The following is a 16,197-nucleotide window of genomic DNA, read 5'->3' as shown; positions in this document are numbered from 1 at the left end:
CCTCACCTCCCCACGGCTTCGGACAACAGTTTCGTCACGCGGTCTATGTCCTGCTCTGTCATTCGTGTGTGCAACGGAACACGCAATACCGTGTTCCACGCCTGATCGGCCCCTGGTGGCAAGGAGGCGCCGAGGATCGCATCCACACCCCGAACCGGCACCCCATCGCCGATGAGTGCCCGTTCGGCGAGTACGCGCCCATGCGCCGAATCGAACCGAATCAGCGCGGAGGTCCAGGTGCCCCGCGACCCAGGCGCGCCCGTCAGCAATTCTGCGGCCGGGACATCCCCCAGCCGCTCAGCATATCCCGTCGCGACGTCGCGACGGGCGTCGAGAATGTCGTCCAGGCGATCGAACTGCGCATTCGCCATCGCGGCGGTGACGTCGCTCATGCCCACCTTCGGATAGCCATCGATCGGCGAGATTTTGCTCGGGCTGCGCGGAGTCCATGCCAACAAGCCGCCTTCCCCGGAGGTGATGCTCTTCGTGGCGTGCAGACTGAACACACCGAACTCACCGTCGCGTCCGACCGGTCCGTCCCGCGTCGTGCCGCCAAGTACCGACGCGCAATCCTCGATCAACGGAATGCCCGCCGACTCGCACAGGTTGCGAACCGGCGCGCTCTCGCCGACCAGTCCGTCGTAGTGCACATACACCACGGCTCCGGTGCGTTCGGTGAGACAATCCGCCAACGACTCCCCCGACAATGCCAGTGTCTGCGGCACCACATCGGCGAATACCGGGGTCCCGCCCGCAAAACGGATAACGTCGACGACGCCCTCGCACACAATCGGACTGGTGATCACCTCACGGCGGTCGCCGGACAGGATGTGCCGCAATGCAATCCACAGCGCCACGCTGCCGGAGCAGGTGGCGATGGTACGCCGACCCAGCCGCTGGCCCGTTCTCGACTCGAACGCAGCGACCTCCGAGCCAGCGGCCACCCGCCCCGACTCGATGGCACGGGTCACCGCGCACACATCCGCGGCGGTCAAATCCGGCCGAAAGAGCGAGAGATCCGAGTCAGTATCTGACACGATGGAAATGCCTTTCGTACCAATTGTGTGGGTGGGTGAGCACGTAGAGAATGGTCGGCCGGTCGGCCAATTGCGCACACAGGCAACGCGCATCGTCGGTCAAGATTCCGCGGTCGAATCGCCGCCAGCAACCGAGGCTGTCGGTAACGTATCGCGATGCGTGAAAGAGACCGAGCGGCTCGCACCCGTAGGCCTCATACGAAAACCCATGGGCGGCCGGATCAATAGATGACAGGAAGTCCAGATTATTGTCTGGCGTCTGATCACGATGGCTCGCGACGCCGGGGGGCTCGTCGGTCCCCGCCAGCAACCGGAAGATCGAGACCTGAAGTTGCAGCGCTCGCTCACGTGGGACACCGGTCGCCGACTCGTAATCGAGGGGCTCCGCATGCAGACCAATTTCGTGCCCGGCCGCCTGCAAGTCCTTGACCAGGCTGTAGACCTCGTAACCAAAGACGTTGTACCCGTTCGCCGAGACCCGCCAGTAGTACGTCGCCAGTACGCCAAGGGAGTTCTCGATCGCCGCGAACTTTGCAGCCCGCTCCGGTGCCTCGTCCACGTCGTGTCGAAGTACGATCGTCCGGTCGCCCGGCGCCGTACCGACTAGATCCGCGCACCGCATAAACTTATAACCGAGATCTACCGCTCGTCGAAGGCAGTACGCGTAGTGCGAGAACGTGAAATCACAATCGTGGTCACGCATGATCCAGCACCTGCAGCGGATAGGCGGCGGCGATCTCGTTCATCCAGATCGACTGATCTTGCGTCACACCACCGGAGGCAATCACGCGACGCAGGGAGCGGATATTGCTATAGGCGTCATTCTCGATATCGGTGATCGCACCGGACCGGACCGCGTGCACTACTTCGGAAATGCCTTGCTCAACCGTACGGGTCTTCCGATAACCGAGTTCGGCCAGCCGCTGGAAATCAACACGGTAGCTGCGGAGATCCTCGCCGTCGGCCGGATCACCGAACCGCACCGTCGCATCGGGCACTTCCGCACCGATCCGCATTGCGAGCTCGGCGATGGTGAGATTGTCCTCGTCGGACCCGACGTTGATCGGTCCGACATAACCCGCCGACATCAGCAGCTCCACGCTCCTGGCGACATCGAGGACATGAACAAAGGGCCGCCATTGGGCACCACCGCGCACTTCGAGTGCGATGCCCGCCGCCGCCCTCGCGCTCATCAGATTCACTGCGGTGTCGAGCCGGGGCCGATGTGAAATCCCGAACGCGGTACCGAAACGCGGGAAGGCATAAGCGGTTCGCCCGCTCAGGATGGAGCCGACAACTCGTTCGATTCCAATCTTGGTGGCGGCATAGACACCGAGCGGACTCGGCGTCGATGTCTCGTCGACCACTGCCGTCTCGGCACCGTAAACACTGCACGTCGAGGCGGCGACGAAGACCGGTATGTGCAACTCGTCAACAACCTGAGCCGCACCGATCACACTCGTATAGGTGAGTTCCACGGCAAGATCGACGTCCACCTGACAGGCCGGCTCTCCCACCAGGCCGCCCATATGAACGCACGCGTCGGCGCCCCGCAGGACCTCGGTCAACGTATCCTTGCACCGATAGTCGGCACGGATCAGTTCTATATCACCGCAGCACATCTCGTCGCTCCAGCGATGTCCGTACATGAAGTTGTCGACAGCGCGGACGGTATGACCCGCCCTAGCGAGGTAGCTCGCGATGGCGCTGCCCAGATAGCCGGCACCGCCCAGCACCGTGACTTTCATACTCACGCTCCTTCCGCCATCACCCGCAGCCACGCCGGAATGGCCGACGGATTCCTGCTGATCCAATCCACGTACTCGCGCACGCCTTCCGAAAAGCTGACGCCGGGTTGCCAATTCAGGAGCCCGCGGCATACCTCCAGATCGGCGACACCACCCGCGGGATCACCGGCCGGCATATTCGTGGAGACCACGTCCATCGCCGGGAAGTACTCCGCCAATTCCGTTGCCACATCGCAAATGGATGTCCCAATCCCATTGCCGATATTGATGATTCGCCCCGATGCTCGGTCCGTCACCGCAGCTCGGATGGTTCCCTCGACGATATCGTCGATATGGGTGAAGTCACGGATTTGATGGCCGCCTCCGTTCAGCTGGATCGGCAGGTCCAACATTGCGCGCATGGCAAAGATGGCGACCGCCCAGCTATGGCTGCCTTCCTTCGGAATCTGCGGTGCACCATAGACGCTGAAGTAGCGCACTACCACGGTGTGGTCGGGTGCGTCGGCTGCCAGCGCGATTCGCTCTCCTGCAAGCTTCGACCTGCCGTACACGGAGATCGGATCCGGCGCCGCAGACTCGGCGAAGACCTGCGGGCCATCGCCTCCGAGCCCACCGTTTCCGTACACACTCGCGCTGGAGACGAACACCGCCCGCCGCACTCCCGCCCGGCGCGCGGCGCCCAGAACCGTTGCGGTGCCATCCACGTTCACGCTCTCGCATTCGGCGGGGACTCGGGTGCATGCGGCCACATCCGCGAGCGCCGCCGCGTGTATCACGACATCCTGATCCCGTAGTGCGGCCGCCATGGCCGCACCATCGCGGATATCCCCAACTATCAGATCGATCCCGGCATCGGTGTCGAACAGATATCGGAGGCTCTCGTCGGGGTAGGCGCTGAGGTCATCGAAGGCCCGCACCTGCCCGCCGGAACCGGCGATACTGCGACAGATCGAGCCGCCCACCAACCCGGCACCGCCGGTCACCAGAAACTTCAGACCTCGCACATCGACTTCGCTACCGCGCATTGCTCACCTTCTCTACCCTCGCGGACTTGAATATTCCCTGGCGCACAAGGGCACTACCTGCGATGCTTGTGCAAAGTCTCCCCAATGACCTCAACCACGCGGTCCGCCTCTTCCTGCAGCAAGCCACCGTGCATGGGAATGCTGAATATGTTTGCCGCCACAGATTTGGCAACGGACTTCCCTCTCGTGTGCAGCCGCGCGTCTCGATAGAAGGGCTGGCTGCTGATCGGTGTGAAATGAATCGAGGTTCCGATGCCCCCGGCACGCAGCTCTTCGATGAATCTGCCACGCTCACAATCGATTAGGGCCGGATCCAACTCCAGCATGTACAGGTGCCAGCCGTGCATCACCTCTGCAGCGACGCTCGGTAGCCGAATTCCGCTCAGCGCGCCGAGCGTAGCGTCGTATCGCCTGGCGATGTTGTTCCGATTGTTCTGCATGTCCACGAGACGCTCGAGCTGAGCCAAACCGACTGCCGCGGACATACTGGGCATATTGAACTTCAACCCCGCCACAACTACCTCGTAATACGGGTTGCTGCCGTCTATCCGACCGGTCAATGTCTTCCGGATGCCGTGATTCGCAAAAAGTCTGGCGATATCGAGATTCTCCTCGGAGGCTATCAAAATCCCGCCCTCGCCGGTCGTCATATTCTTGTTGGCATAACAGCTGAACGCCGACCAGTCACCGAACGAGCCGACCGGTGCGCCTCGATAGGACGCACCGATTCCGTGCGCGGCGTCCTCGATGATGAGGAGGCCCCGCGCGGCCGCTATCGCACGCAGCGCGTCCATGTCGTCGGGATGACCCGCCATGTGGATCGGCATTATTGCTCTGGTGCGCGGTGTTATCGCGGCCTCCACCAGTTCCACATCGAGCCGCAGGTGGGGCAGCGTCACGTCGACGAGTACCGGCGACGCACCACATGCCACAATGACATTCGCGGTGGCCGCGAACGTGTAATCGCTGGTGATGACCTCGTCTCCGGAACCGATACCGGCGGCGCGCAGCGCGAGAAACAGTGCCGCGGTGGCGTTCGAGACCGCGATGGCGGGCCGGTCGCCGATCATGTCCGCGAATTTTCTCGCGAACTGCTCGCTGACCGGGCCGCTGGTGAGCCAGCCCGAGTCGAGAACTTGCAGGACGGCGACTTTCTCCGCCTCACCGATAATCGGTTTGCTGAACGGTATGAACTCGGTCATCGTTCGACTATCGACTCGGCTTGTGCATGACGTAGATGAACTGTTCGGAGAGCTGGTCGGCAACGTCGTCGACCGGCCGCGAGTCGGCTTCGACCGCAAACTCGCGCATCTTGGCGGCGACCTCGGTCTGATTGTTCGCGATGAGATGACGCGCCACGGTCGTCGCGGGGCTGCCATAGAGCTCGTAGACTGCCATCCCGCAGTCGACGAGGCGGCGCAGCACCGCCCTGGTCGGCACTACATTGCAGAGGTATCCGTTGGGTTGCTGTTGTTTCGAGCGGAACGGGTTATCCGCGTTCCCGGCGAGAAATACGCTGTTCTCGCTGTTGACTTCCAGCACCAGGGTCCCGCCTGGCTTGCACATCCGCACCAGGTCGGCCAGAAACAGATCCATGGCCTCCGGAGGAAGATGTTCGACCAGGCCGAGGCACACGACGACGTCGAATCCGTCGGCATAGCCTTGTTTTTCGGCGACGGTCAGCGCGTTGGCCTGTACGGTGTCCACCTCGACGGCATGCTCGGCGGCCGCGGTGCGAAGCACCTCGAGCATTTCGTTCGACGCATCCACACAGGTCACTACGGCGCCGCGGCGCGCGAGTCCCACCGAGATCCGCCCGATACCGCAACCGACATCCAGAATCCGCAGGTCCGAGATATCAGACGGCAGCACCCGGTCGAGCACCGCGCGGTGCCACCGGTCATAGGTGTGATTCCACTCGCTCGATCTGCCGAAAGCGAGAACAGCTTCCAAATTGTCGCGTGCGGCGGGAAGACGCGTCCGACCCCAATACTCGGCAGCCAAATTCGACGAATATCGCCGCGACGTTTCCGCCATGAAATTCCTCCCTGTCCAGTTAACGCGATTCCGCCACCCCGGCGGAGCCTCCGTTATTCAACCCCGAATTATTCTACAAATCTAGAACAAGCCCGACGGACCCATCAACAGCATTCCGGCCGGTTTGCAGGTCACGCGTCCTAAATTTGTGTCCGGTGCGGACACCAGCATGCGAGGGCTGTATATCGTCGACGAAATCAACCCAACAGACCCCACTCCTCGAGAAGATCGGTCAATTCCGCCAAGCGGGCAGGCGTCAGCTCCTTGTTTGCGGTATCTGCCACCGAATCCTGCGTTGCGCTGTAGTGCCACCGGACCATCTGCCGAGTGAAGACCACCGATCGGTCCTTCACCGCCGGACCGCGGATCATCAGGGAAACCGTGTCCGGCGCCGCCGTCACCGCATGAACCACCGAATGGTGCAGAACATATCCATCGCCGGGACGCTCACTCCGTGCGTGCACGATCAGCGGCAGAGTTCCTTCCGGGGCGTCGCCGTACAGCACATGGTGGTACTCGCCCTTCAGGACGGAAGTCGCGAAGGTCCAACGATGATTGTGCGGCTGGTCCGAGTGATTGGGAAGAAACACATGGAGCCTGACCCTGATACCCGAGTCCTCATCCGAATAGAGAACGAGCTTGTCCACGGAATAAAACTCTTGATGCTCGCACAAACGAAGCAATTCGGGGCGCTCCGGCAGCCGCCGGACCGCAGCCGCCAGGACGCCCGGGCGCGCGATTATCTGTTCGAGCGCCGCACTCGTATGCTGCTCGACCGCACCGATGTCGTCCCAATCGAGTAAGTGCAGCGGCTCGATGATTTCATCCATGTTCCCGCTCAATTCGCCATCTCCTCGAACTCGTGCCGCTTCGCGATGACCTGGCAGCCGATACGGCGCCACCCCCGTCCTCGCAGCGCGGCCCACACCTTCGGTCCGCGCGTATCCGAGCCCATCGTGACCGTCCCGCGAACCCGATCGACCCCGACCAATCGCGCCGCACTCGCCAGCAGTGGCTCCGCCTGCCGTGTATCGGCACCCACAAGGTCGAACAACTCCAGCCGCTCACAGCCATCCCAGTCGTCCTCGACCAGCAGCAATACTGCGGCGAGCGCATCCGAGGGGGAATAACAGGCGAAGCAGTCCGGATCGTCGAGTAGGCAGGCGAGGTAGCCCGCCAATGCCGGCTCCTCGAAGACGAGCCCGCGCGCTGCCGCGCCATTACGCAGCGACGTTTCGAGGCTCGCCACAACCCACGCCGGCGCGTCGGCCAGCGCCGATCGCCGAACATCGGCGCCTGCATAGTCATCGGGCGCCCGCTCGACATAAATTTGGCTGCACGGCATATGCAGCAGGTCGGCCGCACCGGGCACCTCGACCGAAAGCATCTCCTCGGTTCCGTCTGCGCCTGCCCAACCGAGCATCGCCCGCACCGCAGTAGGTGTCGGCACCGCCCCGAACCGTACGATCCGGGTCTGTACGCCGGTGACCGGATCGACGTCGATACCGGTGAGAAAGGGAACGGCATCGGACCTATAGAGCTGCCCCTCGCTGATCCACTCCTCGATACACGGCACTGCGTATGGAACAGTCAGCGCGTCCAACACGTCGTGCAGCGACGTCACCATTTCCACGGCCCCAGCGGACACCGATTGTCTCCCTCTTGTTTGAAGGGTGGGGCAGGCGCCTGTAGCCGACCGACCTGCCCCACCTCAGCCGCTACTTGGACTTCACGGCGTCCTTCGACTTCTTCGACTTCTTCCTACGAAGCACCAAAATCGGACTTGCTGCACCCATAACACATCACCCCCTTCCCTCCACGACTTTTTCATTGGGCCTATTCCGCCCGAAGCGGAAACTCGTCGAGCCACTCCTCGCACACCGAGCCACCCAGCGTCAGGACGAACTGCCCGACCGGCGTCGAAAGATGGGCGCGGGCACCGTCGGTCACCAACTCGGCTTCGTCCAGCAGCTGCCGACCATGGCGGTACAGTTGCCCCCCACGGCTTCCCGACTCGCTCACCGGCATACCGACAAGGGCAGCACCCATTGCGATCAAGCGATCCGCACCGAACCCGCGCTGCGCACCGATCAACAGACGTTCGGCCAGCTCGGCGTGGATTCCGGATCGGCGGCGGCTGACCTCTGCGGCCACCGCGAGTATCGAGGTGACCGGAGCGCGGGTCACCCACCACGGCATGTGCGGAAGCCGGGACCGCTGTCGCGCCAGGGCATAAACCTCCGACAACCACGGGACAGCCGATGGCAAATGGATACTGGCGGCCGCGATCAACGAACGCAACGGCGCGAGCGCTCGATACTCGACGACGAGGTCGACAATCTCGCGGGTGTCAACGGGCCGTATTCGTCCCACGAACACCGCCAGATCGAACACATCACGCATCCGGATCCGACGATCGCGCAACTCCTCGAGCAGACACATCACGCAGTCCGCCAGTGTCAGCGTGGGATCCGCCGGCCAAACACGGTGCCGTGGCGGCATCGTGACCCGATCGCCCTCGTAGGAGATTGTCGACAGATCGACCTCATCCGGATAGGTCAGGTCGGGATGAACCGCCGGTCGTCGCATCACCAGGGTGAGTTCCATCCGGCCACCGACGTGCCAGACCCGAATCCCACCTGGCACCCAGCCGGATTCGGCGAGCCGACGGCCACACCGCCATATCGCTGAGACATCGGGGAGTACCAGATCCAGGTCCGCCATATCGCGAACCAGCTCGTCCGGGTACCAGAGCGCCGCAGACAGCCCCTTCAGGCAGACTGTACGGGGCTCGACGTCCCTGAGCTCGTCAAGAACAGCCTGATACCGATCCACCCGCTCGCGGTGCAACTGCAACTCCGTCGCATACGGTTCACTCACCCGATTTCCGCCTGCGAGCCAGGCGCTCACCAGTGTCGGCAAACCACCATTCTCACCGCGAGCCACTCGGGCCCGTAGAAATGGCTTTGCGTCCGGACGGCCGGCGGCGAAAGTCCCCGCGATATCGTCTATCGGAATATCCTTGGCGGTCGGCACTTCACCCACTGTTTCGCGCACCAAGACCCTCCCCCGGATCACCTTTCAGAACATGTTCACCGTATCCCATAAATTTTTCCTTCTCAACCGCAGATTTGAGTCCTTCCAGCTCAGGCGCGGTCAACAAGTGTCCGGTCCGGACATGACCGACTCAATCCTTCCACGGTTAGCAGATCGTGCAGAAACGACAGTTCCGGGCAGCCCGGCGGCACCTGATAGTTCTGCCACCGGACAGTAATGCCGGATTCTGTGAACAAGTCCTGCTCGAGGTAATTCAACCCCCCGCTGCCGGAGAGATATGTGCGCGCACCGATAAGGCGGCACAGCGCCACCAACCGCGCAGAAGGACTGCGGTGATCGATATCTGTCAGCCCCAGTTCGCTCTGTCGTATCATCGGCGTTCGTATATCCAGAAACGCCATCATGGCGACTAGGCAGGCGTATCCGATATCCGAGAGGCGAGCATCTGCTCCCTGCGCTCCGATCGCTGTTCTGATCGCGTGCCATGCCGCTAGATTCGGGCTGGTCCGATAATGTGCGGCAATTATCCGATCATGTTTGTCCAGCCATCGGGAATCTGCCGGGCGGACATCGCAAATCCGCGTCTTTTCGCCGCTGTGCACAGGTATCGTCAGCCATCGGCCACCCGCGATCCTGTTGCGATGCTGAAAATCGCGGCGGGTGAACTGGAGGTCATCCTGGAGCACGAACACATCAGCGGCGGAAATCTTGTCCAACAACCTTCGCGAGGGTAAATAGGCAGGCTGATGCGCCACCATCACAACCATCGCGTTCATGCCTCCACAGGCAGGCGGGGTACCTCGAGAATCCCGCTGTACTCGACGAGGGCGGCGCCGATGAACAACACCACCAGAAACACACCGCCGCAGACGAACAGCGCGGTGGTGCCGAGCACGTTCCACAGGACCGGTGCGCACGCGATGCCCAACATGCGGAAGCTGCTCTCAATCACCCACTCGACCGATGACGCCCGCGACAGGTACTCGGCGGGAATCACACGCTGAATCAGCGTCTCACGAAAAGTATCGGCGACACAGGTCGCCAACCCGCTGATACCGAAGGCGGTAATGATGGCGACCGGCGCCACAGGCGCGCCGAGCAGAACGATTGGCGGAATAACAAAAAGCGACGTCAAACACGTTGTCCGATAGGCGTTCACGAAGTTCAACCGGGCCGCGACCGGCGCGCCGATCAACGCACCGACACCGGCTGCGGAAATAGACGCCGCCCAGACGATCTTGCCGCCATCCACCTCGTTCATCACGGCGGGCCCGACGGTAACGATGATGCCCTGCGAAACGAACTGCGCGCCGGCGCCCACACAGATCATGGCCAATAGCCATCGGGTGGCGACCACGAATTTGATGCCGTGTACCACGCCCGACCACACGGATCCCGAACCACGCTCGCGTTCGATATCACGCAGCCGCACACCGGCGAGCAGCAGCGCCGACGCCAAGAACGTGCAGCTGTCAACGAGTAGCACATCTACTGGTGCGAATACTGTAGCCAGGACACCGCCCACCGCAGGCCCAATAGTAATGCACAGGTAATACACGAAGTTGTGAGCCGCGTTCGCGGCCTTGAGATTCGACTGCTCCACCAGCAACAGCGGTATGATCCCGCCGAGCGAGGGCCGGAAGAACGACAGCGCGATCCCGTAGACGAAGTACAGCGCACAGAGCGCGGTCAGGTTCAGCTCATCCTGCATCAGCAGGATCGCCGAGGCCGCGACGCACAATGCGGATACGATGTCGGCGGCCACCATCACCCGCATACGCGAATATCGATCGCCGATGCTCCCACCGATCAATGCGAAAAGGAACATTGCCAGGGTCCGCGCGACGATGATGGCTGCGAGGTCGGTGGCTGTTCCCCGCGCGAGCACCGCGAACGCCAATGCAGCCGCGGTCATTCCGTCCCCGAACACCGATACGCCGCGCGCCGCCAGAAACCACGACAGGGACTTCTCCGAGATACGAAGGCGGTCGGTCAACACGGACATGACAGTTCCCCAGCCACCAGTTTATCGACCGCGGCGAGCACATCCGCTCTAATCGCGTTGACACTGCGCCCACCGGCTAGTTCGTACGTGTGGTCGGGCAGAACGGATTCGTACACCGCGTCGAGACGGTCCTGGTAGCGCACGAATGTTTGCTTGAGCGAGGTGCTCTCCGGCTCGTGGTCGTGACCCGATTGGTGGCCACGCAACGGCAGGCCTGCGGCGATCCGACGCCGACAGGTTTCCGCGCTGGGCGTCCGTATCCAGATGACCGCATCCGGTTCCGGCACTCCCGCGAACACATCAGTCAGCAGCGCCGGGGCTATACCACGCATGATTCCCCGCGCGAAGGTTGTATAGAACCATCGATCGGCCAGCACTACGCGTTCCCGTATTGCTTGCTCAACGCCATCTCGCAGACGAATACGCAAGTCGGCCGCCTCCAGGCACACGACAGCCAGGGGATCGAGCCGGTCGTCGATCTTGAGCTTGCTGACACCCGAGCCGAGCCCCTCCGCCGAATTCCATGTCGTGACAATCGCTTCGATGCCGGCACCACGCAAATGCTCCCTGGTCAGCGCAAGCTGCGATGATTTGCCGGAGCTGTGCACGCCTTCGAAGACGATCAGCATTTCTCGGCCCACGCAGTCGTCATCCTCCGATACCGACTTCTACTGGCTTTCGTTCGACGGCTTTGACGCCCTCGACAATGCGCTCGAACTGCGCGATTGTCATGCGCTCGGCGAAAAACGACGGCACCATAAGCACCGTGACATCCCCAGTGACCGAATAGAACTCCGTCAAACACCGATATCCGACTTCCGGCACCATATAGGGCTTTTCGTGTGGCAGGTGCACTGTGATGGCCTCGGTGTCCAGTACCGGCACGATCCCGTGGCGTTGGATCCGGTAACCGAACTCCAAGTCCGCGTACCAGCCCGTTGGATCCAATCCCGCATCCACCCCGCCGAGTTCGTCGAACAGCCGCTTCGGCATCGAATGATTCCCGAAGCGCATCGCGAGCCAGCCCACCGACGACCGGCCGAATCGTCCAGAAGCTATTGTTTCCTCGATATCCACGTACGACGGCGGCCGCTTCGACATCTTGACAATCCAATTGAAATCGTCTCGCACATCGGCGACCGAAAGGGTGAACTCACCGATCTGCATCGCCTCGACCAAACTGGTATGCGCACTGTCATCGCCGATAATATCGTTGCGCTCCCCGGTGATGACATCGCGCAGCAGCTGAGTCGGCCAGCAGTACAACTCCCGCCCGATCACCAGTCTTTCGCCTGCGGCCTGGTGCGCGCGCAGATGCCGCCGAAGCAGGCTCTTTTCCGCGAGATTGTCATCGATCGCGAAGAATAGCACCTCGGCCCTCGCCGCTGCGGCGGCCACGTTGTAGCCCGTGCACATACCGGTCGGCGGTTGGCGTTTCACCACGAGATTATCGGCAACGATCTGCCACTCGTTCAACAGCTCCTCGACTGGCACGTCACTGCCATCGTCAATAAGGATGATTTCATAGAGTTCGTTCGGCAGATCTTGATTGAGGAATGATTCAATGGTCAACCGCAGTCTGCTCGCCCCCTGATGCTCCTCATTTATCCGGCATGGTAACAAGACAGCAATCTCGCGCATTTCGCCCCCATTCTTGTCAGCGGGAGAGGTTCTATTACCACGACCATCATTCGCGGGAACACAGTCAGCTCATCGATACACCATGCCAGTAAGCCCCCTCCCGAGATGAGCTGCCGACACCGCGCGTACCGAGTACAACGAGCCAACGTAACCGCCACGAAGCAGCCGCTGTCGGCCGAGCCTAGATGTATCGCCGGCTGCTGCGCAATCGCGCGGCACGTCATCGCACGTCATCCCCCCCGAGTCTGCGTCCGGTCCGGCCACACCACATCCGGGTATCACGACTCCCCGTGGACCACCACGTAGGCGAAACCATCCCAGCCCCCGACCGGTGTACCGAACAGCCGCTCGGCTCACCGGTCACGGCACTGACAGCGGAACGATCCGCTCGTGCGTAGCCAAATTCGCCGCGAGCGCGCGGATGGCCAGGCAGTCTGGTCGCTCGAACCCAGAGCCGCGGACAGCGTTCGCGATGCTGCGTCAGGCCGAGAACATCGCCGCGACGGTGGTCTCGATTCGCGACCGCACCCCGTTGCCCGATTACAGCGCAACGTATTTGGTGCCGAGGTACTCGTCGATGCCTTCGCTGCCTGCTTCCCGGCCGAGGCCGGATTGTTTGATTCCGCCGAACGGACCGGCTACGTCGGAGATGATCCCACGGTTCACTCCGACCATGCCTGCTTCGATCGCTTCCGAACCTATACCACCCTCCGACCAGCTACGACCTCGGCTTCGGCACGGCGGTCGTGGAGCCGCTCACCACACCGTGACACTCTGGTCACTTGTCGCACACCAATTCTCGTGGTCGACCCTGCGCGTAAGCTCGGCGTTGCGAACCCGGCGCCACGGTGGGTACGCGCAGCCAACGAGGAGCAGTGATGAGACGCCCTGGCCAAGCGACCCGATGGCGAGAGGCGTTGCCCGACGACTCGCGATCCTGGAAATCGGCCACCCTCGGCTGCGCGGCACTGTTCGTCGTCGAGTTCTGCGGGTTTCTCGCGTTGTGGAACGTCCTCGGCTTCGACCGTGTCACGTCGGCGATGGCGATCACCGCCGGGGTGTCACTGCTCGTGGCCCTGGTACTAATACTCGCGAGGCGACAGCCGCGACCGCGTACTCTCGCCACGGGCGGATCGGCGACGAGTCCGGTTGTGGCTCATCGCGACGGAGATGGTCCCGCCATGGTGAACCACGCCATCAACAGCCCGCGGCGATCCCGGTCGGATTGGTTCGGCCCGTGGTCGCCGACCACCCTCACCGCCGCCCTGCTCGTGTACCTGATCCTGTTCCTGCTGCCCTACCTGCTGGCCCTCTGGCTCGTGCTGTGCCCACTGCAGCTGATCGCCGGAACGGTCCTGTGCGCGCTCGGCGGGATCAGGCGGCACGTAGGCACCGGTCTGCTGCTCGCGGTGCCGACCGCGCTCGCGACGCTCATCGCCGCGACCGCACTTCTGCCGTCTCCCTGAGATAGGTGGCCGAGTGCCAGAGCCCGTCGTCTCGAGCGGTTGGTTAGAGCAGGTGGCGGAGGAATCGATCTGGATCTGCGAGGAAGTCTCTGGTGAGCCGAACGGGGAGGGCGTCGTCATAGGAGACGAGGCTGATTGCGCCGTCGTCGGCGATCTCGTAGATACTCGCGCCGGGCATAGCCAATAGGAGGGGTGAATGGGTTGCGATGACGAACTGGCATCCATGGTCGACCAGGTCCGAGAGACGGCTCATGGCGGCGAAGCATCCTTGAGGGGACAGTGCGGCTTCGGGTTCATCCAACAAGTAGAGCCCATTGCGGTGGAAGCGATGCACCATCAGGTCGAGGAACGACTCGCCATGAGAGCGGTGATGCGCGGATACCCCGCCCATCGCTGCCACCTGGTCGGGGCCGAGCCGCTCGGTTTCGGTTGCCACATTGTAGTAGCTTTCGGCGCGAAGAAAGAACCGACTACGTGGTTTGTCTATGCCCCATCGGAGTATGAGGTGATCGCTCAGTGGCGATTCGCTGGATCGCGTGGCGAACCGGTAGTTCTGGCTTCCCCCTTCTGGATTCATGCCAGCGGCAACTGCGATCGCTTCCAGAATTGTCGACTTCCCGCTGCCGTTCTCTCCAACCAGAAACGTCACACCCTCAGCCAAAGGCAGGCTACCGTTCTGTGCGAGGTAGGTCACGGCCGGCACGTGGAAGGGATATTTGCGAGGGTGGGGACCGGGCGTCATCTGGATATCTCGAATGTAGCCGTGGGCGACAGGTTGGACGGCCTCGCTCAGCTCGTACGGGCGGGCGGTCATTGCGCAACACCGGACAGTCGAGATTCTCCCATGAGCATGGGGTCACCATCCACGGCTACACGCCCGGCCCTGATCAGGTCGATCAGCCTGCGATGTATGACGTAATCGCTGATCGGGAAAGGTTGCGAAACCATGGCATCTGCGATGGCGCGAGTCATCGGCGTCGGCTCTACAGGGATGTGCTCAAGGAGTGCTTTGTCGCAGAAGTCTTCGTCCACCGAGGCCAATCCGGCCGTGGTCACCACGCGAAGCCCCATGCCGACAATCTTACTGGGGTCTCATGCCTATGCTCGTCGACAGGAGCTCGCCGCCGCCCCTTCACACATGAGCCGAGGTCGCGCGGCCCCCGCTCACCACGACTGCCGTCTCCGAAGCGGTACCGGAGGCGGTCGGCCACCTTCTGTTGGACGGTAGGCAAAGACGCATCACCCGTCGACTGCCGAGTACGTCACCACGAGTGGGGCGTGATCGGAGAGCCGCTCGGCGGGTGAGGGTTCCTTGTCGACGACGACAGACGTGGCGAGGCGGGCGAGACCGGGTGTCGCGAGTTGGTGGTCCACTCGCCAACCCACATCCTTGGCGAACGATCGACCCGCCCAACTCCACCAGGTGAGTGGACCGGGGCGATCGCCGTGCACCTGGCGCACCACGTCGACGAGCCGGCGCGTGCCGAGAATCGAACTGAACCACTCGCGGTCGGCAGGCAGGAAGCCGTCCATCGTGCGGGCGGCACGCCAGTTGGTCACATCGTGGCGGGTGTGCGCGATGTTCAGATCGCCGGTGAGGACGAACTCACGTCCCGCGCTCAGCGCCGCAAGCCGGTTCCGGTGCACTTCGCGGGCGAACGCCGCGAGGAATCTCTGCTTCCGTTCGTACTTGACCCCACCGTCGGGCTGTTCGCGCATAGATCCCGGGCGCTGCAGATGCGAGGGCAGACCACCCTTGGGAAGATAGAGGCAGGCCACCGTCACCGGTCGGTCGGCCAGGTCGACCTCGATATAGCGTCCCTGCGCGGCGAACTCACCGAGTCCGCGGGCCCTGGGTGGGTGCGTCACCCACGTCCGCACGGCAGCGGCCGGAACCCTCGTCAGTACGGCCACCCCGTTACGACCAGCCACAGAACCCACGTCCACCGCCGCCGAATAGCCCGCGAAAGTGCCCACATCCGCTGCGGAACAACGCAACTCCTGCAACGCGAGCACATCGACCGACCGCGCCCGCAACCACCGGTCGAATCCACGACGACGTGCCGCACGGATTCCGTTCACGTTGAATGTGGCGACAGTGAAAGAATCAGCGACCGACGAACCCATGGCAACACTGTGCCGGAGTCCCCCGTCACCCGCTCGGGCAGCTCCGGTATATGA

The 16,197-nt window shown here is 62.6% G+C and carries 17 protein-coding genes and 1 pseudogene; 1 reads left to right on the top strand and 17 read right to left on the bottom strand.

The annotated features are described in order from the left end of the window. Nucleotides 1–2: 2 nt before the first annotated feature. The 14 genes and pseudogenes from ACFOW8_RS24500 to ACFOW8_RS24435 form a co-directional block, all read right to left on the bottom strand. On the bottom strand, nucleotides 3–1,130 hold the full coding sequence (locus tag ACFOW8_RS24500) for a DegT/DnrJ/EryC1/StrS family aminotransferase (RefSeq protein ID WP_378553820.1): 1,128 nt from the start codon (nucleotides 1,128–1,130) through the stop codon (nucleotides 3–5). Further along, entirely contained in the window at nucleotides 1,024–1,740 is a 717-nt protein-coding gene (locus ACFOW8_RS24495) for a hypothetical protein (protein ID WP_378553818.1), read from the bottom strand. The genes ACFOW8_RS24500 and ACFOW8_RS24495 overlap by 107 nt, the downstream gene beginning before the upstream one ends. Beyond that, on the bottom strand, nucleotides 1,733–2,785 hold the full coding sequence (locus tag ACFOW8_RS24490) for an NAD-dependent epimerase/dehydratase family protein (RefSeq protein ID WP_378553817.1): 1,053 nt from the start codon (nucleotides 2,783–2,785) through the stop codon (nucleotides 1,733–1,735). The genes ACFOW8_RS24495 and ACFOW8_RS24490 overlap by 8 nt, the downstream gene beginning before the upstream one ends. 2 nt (nucleotides 2,786–2,787) lie before the next feature. Beyond that, nucleotides 2,788–3,810 carry an NAD-dependent epimerase/dehydratase family protein gene (locus tag ACFOW8_RS24485; RefSeq protein WP_378553815.1) on the bottom strand — a complete coding sequence of 341 codons (1,023 nt, stop codon included), beginning with the start codon at nucleotides 3,808–3,810 and terminating at the stop codon, nucleotides 2,788–2,790. Nucleotides 3,811–3,863: 53 nt separating this feature from the next. Then, nucleotides 3,864–5,012: a DegT/DnrJ/EryC1/StrS family aminotransferase gene (locus tag ACFOW8_RS24480; protein ID WP_378553814.1), complete on the bottom strand. Its 1,149-nt coding sequence runs from the start codon at nucleotides 5,010–5,012 to the stop codon at nucleotides 3,864–3,866. 7 nt (nucleotides 5,013–5,019) lie between these two features. Beyond that, entirely contained in the window at nucleotides 5,020–5,847 is an 828-nt protein-coding gene (locus tag ACFOW8_RS24475; protein ID WP_378553812.1) for a class I SAM-dependent methyltransferase, read from the bottom strand. Between the two features lie 197 nt (nucleotides 5,848–6,044). Further along, nucleotides 6,045–6,677: a hypothetical protein gene (locus tag ACFOW8_RS24470; RefSeq protein ID WP_378553810.1), complete on the bottom strand. Its 633-nt coding sequence runs from the start codon at nucleotides 6,675–6,677 to the stop codon at nucleotides 6,045–6,047. Between the two features lie 8 nt (nucleotides 6,678–6,685). Next, nucleotides 6,686–7,495 carry a hypothetical protein gene (locus ACFOW8_RS24465; RefSeq protein ID WP_378553809.1) on the bottom strand — a complete coding sequence of 270 codons (810 nt, stop codon included), beginning with the start codon at nucleotides 7,493–7,495 and terminating at the stop codon, nucleotides 6,686–6,688. 188 nt (nucleotides 7,496–7,683) lie between these two features. After that, complete coding sequence (locus ACFOW8_RS24460; protein ID WP_378553807.1) at nucleotides 7,684–8,904, bottom strand: nucleotidyltransferase family protein; 1,221 nt, start codon at nucleotides 8,902–8,904, stop codon at nucleotides 7,684–7,686. 89 nt (nucleotides 8,905–8,993) lie between these two features. Continuing rightward, entirely contained in the window at nucleotides 8,994–9,680 is a 687-nt protein-coding gene (locus tag ACFOW8_RS24455; RefSeq protein ID WP_378553806.1) for a WbqC family protein, read from the bottom strand. Next, nucleotides 9,677–10,909, bottom strand: coding sequence for an MFS transporter (locus ACFOW8_RS24450; RefSeq protein WP_378553805.1), 1,233 nt, complete (start codon nucleotides 10,907–10,909; stop codon nucleotides 9,677–9,679). The genes ACFOW8_RS24455 and ACFOW8_RS24450 overlap by 4 nt, the downstream gene beginning before the upstream one ends. After that, nucleotides 10,897–11,538: a dTMP kinase gene (locus tag ACFOW8_RS24445; protein ID WP_378553804.1), complete on the bottom strand. Its 642-nt coding sequence runs from the start codon at nucleotides 11,536–11,538 to the stop codon at nucleotides 10,897–10,899. Before ACFOW8_RS24445 ends, ACFOW8_RS24450 begins: the two co-directional genes overlap by 13 nt. A gap of 19 nt (nucleotides 11,539–11,557) precedes the next feature. Next, nucleotides 11,558–12,550, bottom strand: coding sequence for a glycosyltransferase (locus tag ACFOW8_RS24440; RefSeq protein ID WP_378553803.1), 993 nt, complete (start codon nucleotides 12,548–12,550; stop codon nucleotides 11,558–11,560). A 540-nt stretch (nucleotides 12,551–13,090) separates the two neighbouring features. Further along, nucleotides 13,091–13,246 (bottom strand): annotated as a pseudogene (locus ACFOW8_RS24435) (aldehyde dehydrogenase family protein); the annotation flags it as partial. Between the two features lie 182 nt (nucleotides 13,247–13,428). Here ACFOW8_RS24435 and ACFOW8_RS24430 point away from each other — a divergent pair. Further along, on the top strand, nucleotides 13,429–14,016 hold the full coding sequence (locus ACFOW8_RS24430) for a hypothetical protein (protein WP_378553802.1): 588 nt from the start codon (nucleotides 13,429–13,431) through the stop codon (nucleotides 14,014–14,016). Nucleotides 14,017–14,059: 43 nt separating this feature from the next. Here the strand turns inward: ACFOW8_RS24430 and ACFOW8_RS24425 are convergent, their stop codons facing one another. The 3 genes from ACFOW8_RS24425 to ACFOW8_RS24415 all read right to left on the bottom strand — a co-directional run bounded on the left by ACFOW8_RS24425 (nucleotide 14,060) and on the right by ACFOW8_RS24415 (nucleotide 16,143). Next, on the bottom strand, nucleotides 14,060–14,830 hold the full coding sequence (locus tag ACFOW8_RS24425) for an AAA family ATPase (RefSeq protein ID WP_378553800.1): 771 nt from the start codon (nucleotides 14,828–14,830) through the stop codon (nucleotides 14,060–14,062). Next, a complete protein-coding gene (locus ACFOW8_RS24420; protein ID WP_378553799.1) occupies nucleotides 14,827–15,087 on the bottom strand; it encodes a DUF3658 domain-containing protein in 261 nt (86 codons plus the stop codon). The genes ACFOW8_RS24425 and ACFOW8_RS24420 overlap by 4 nt, the downstream gene beginning before the upstream one ends. Before the next feature lie 168 nt (nucleotides 15,088–15,255). Continuing rightward, nucleotides 15,256–16,143, bottom strand: coding sequence for an exodeoxyribonuclease III (locus tag ACFOW8_RS24415; RefSeq protein ID WP_378553798.1), 888 nt, complete (start codon nucleotides 16,141–16,143; stop codon nucleotides 15,256–15,258). Between the last annotated feature and the right edge of the window lie 54 nt (nucleotides 16,144–16,197).

Source organism: Nocardia rhizosphaerae (genome assembly GCF_042650365.1).
In the GTDB taxonomy this organism is placed as follows: Bacteria; Actinomycetota; Actinomycetes; order Mycobacteriales; family Mycobacteriaceae; genus Nocardia; species Nocardia rhizosphaerae.
This window is presented reverse-complemented; position numbering and strand designations above follow the sequence as displayed.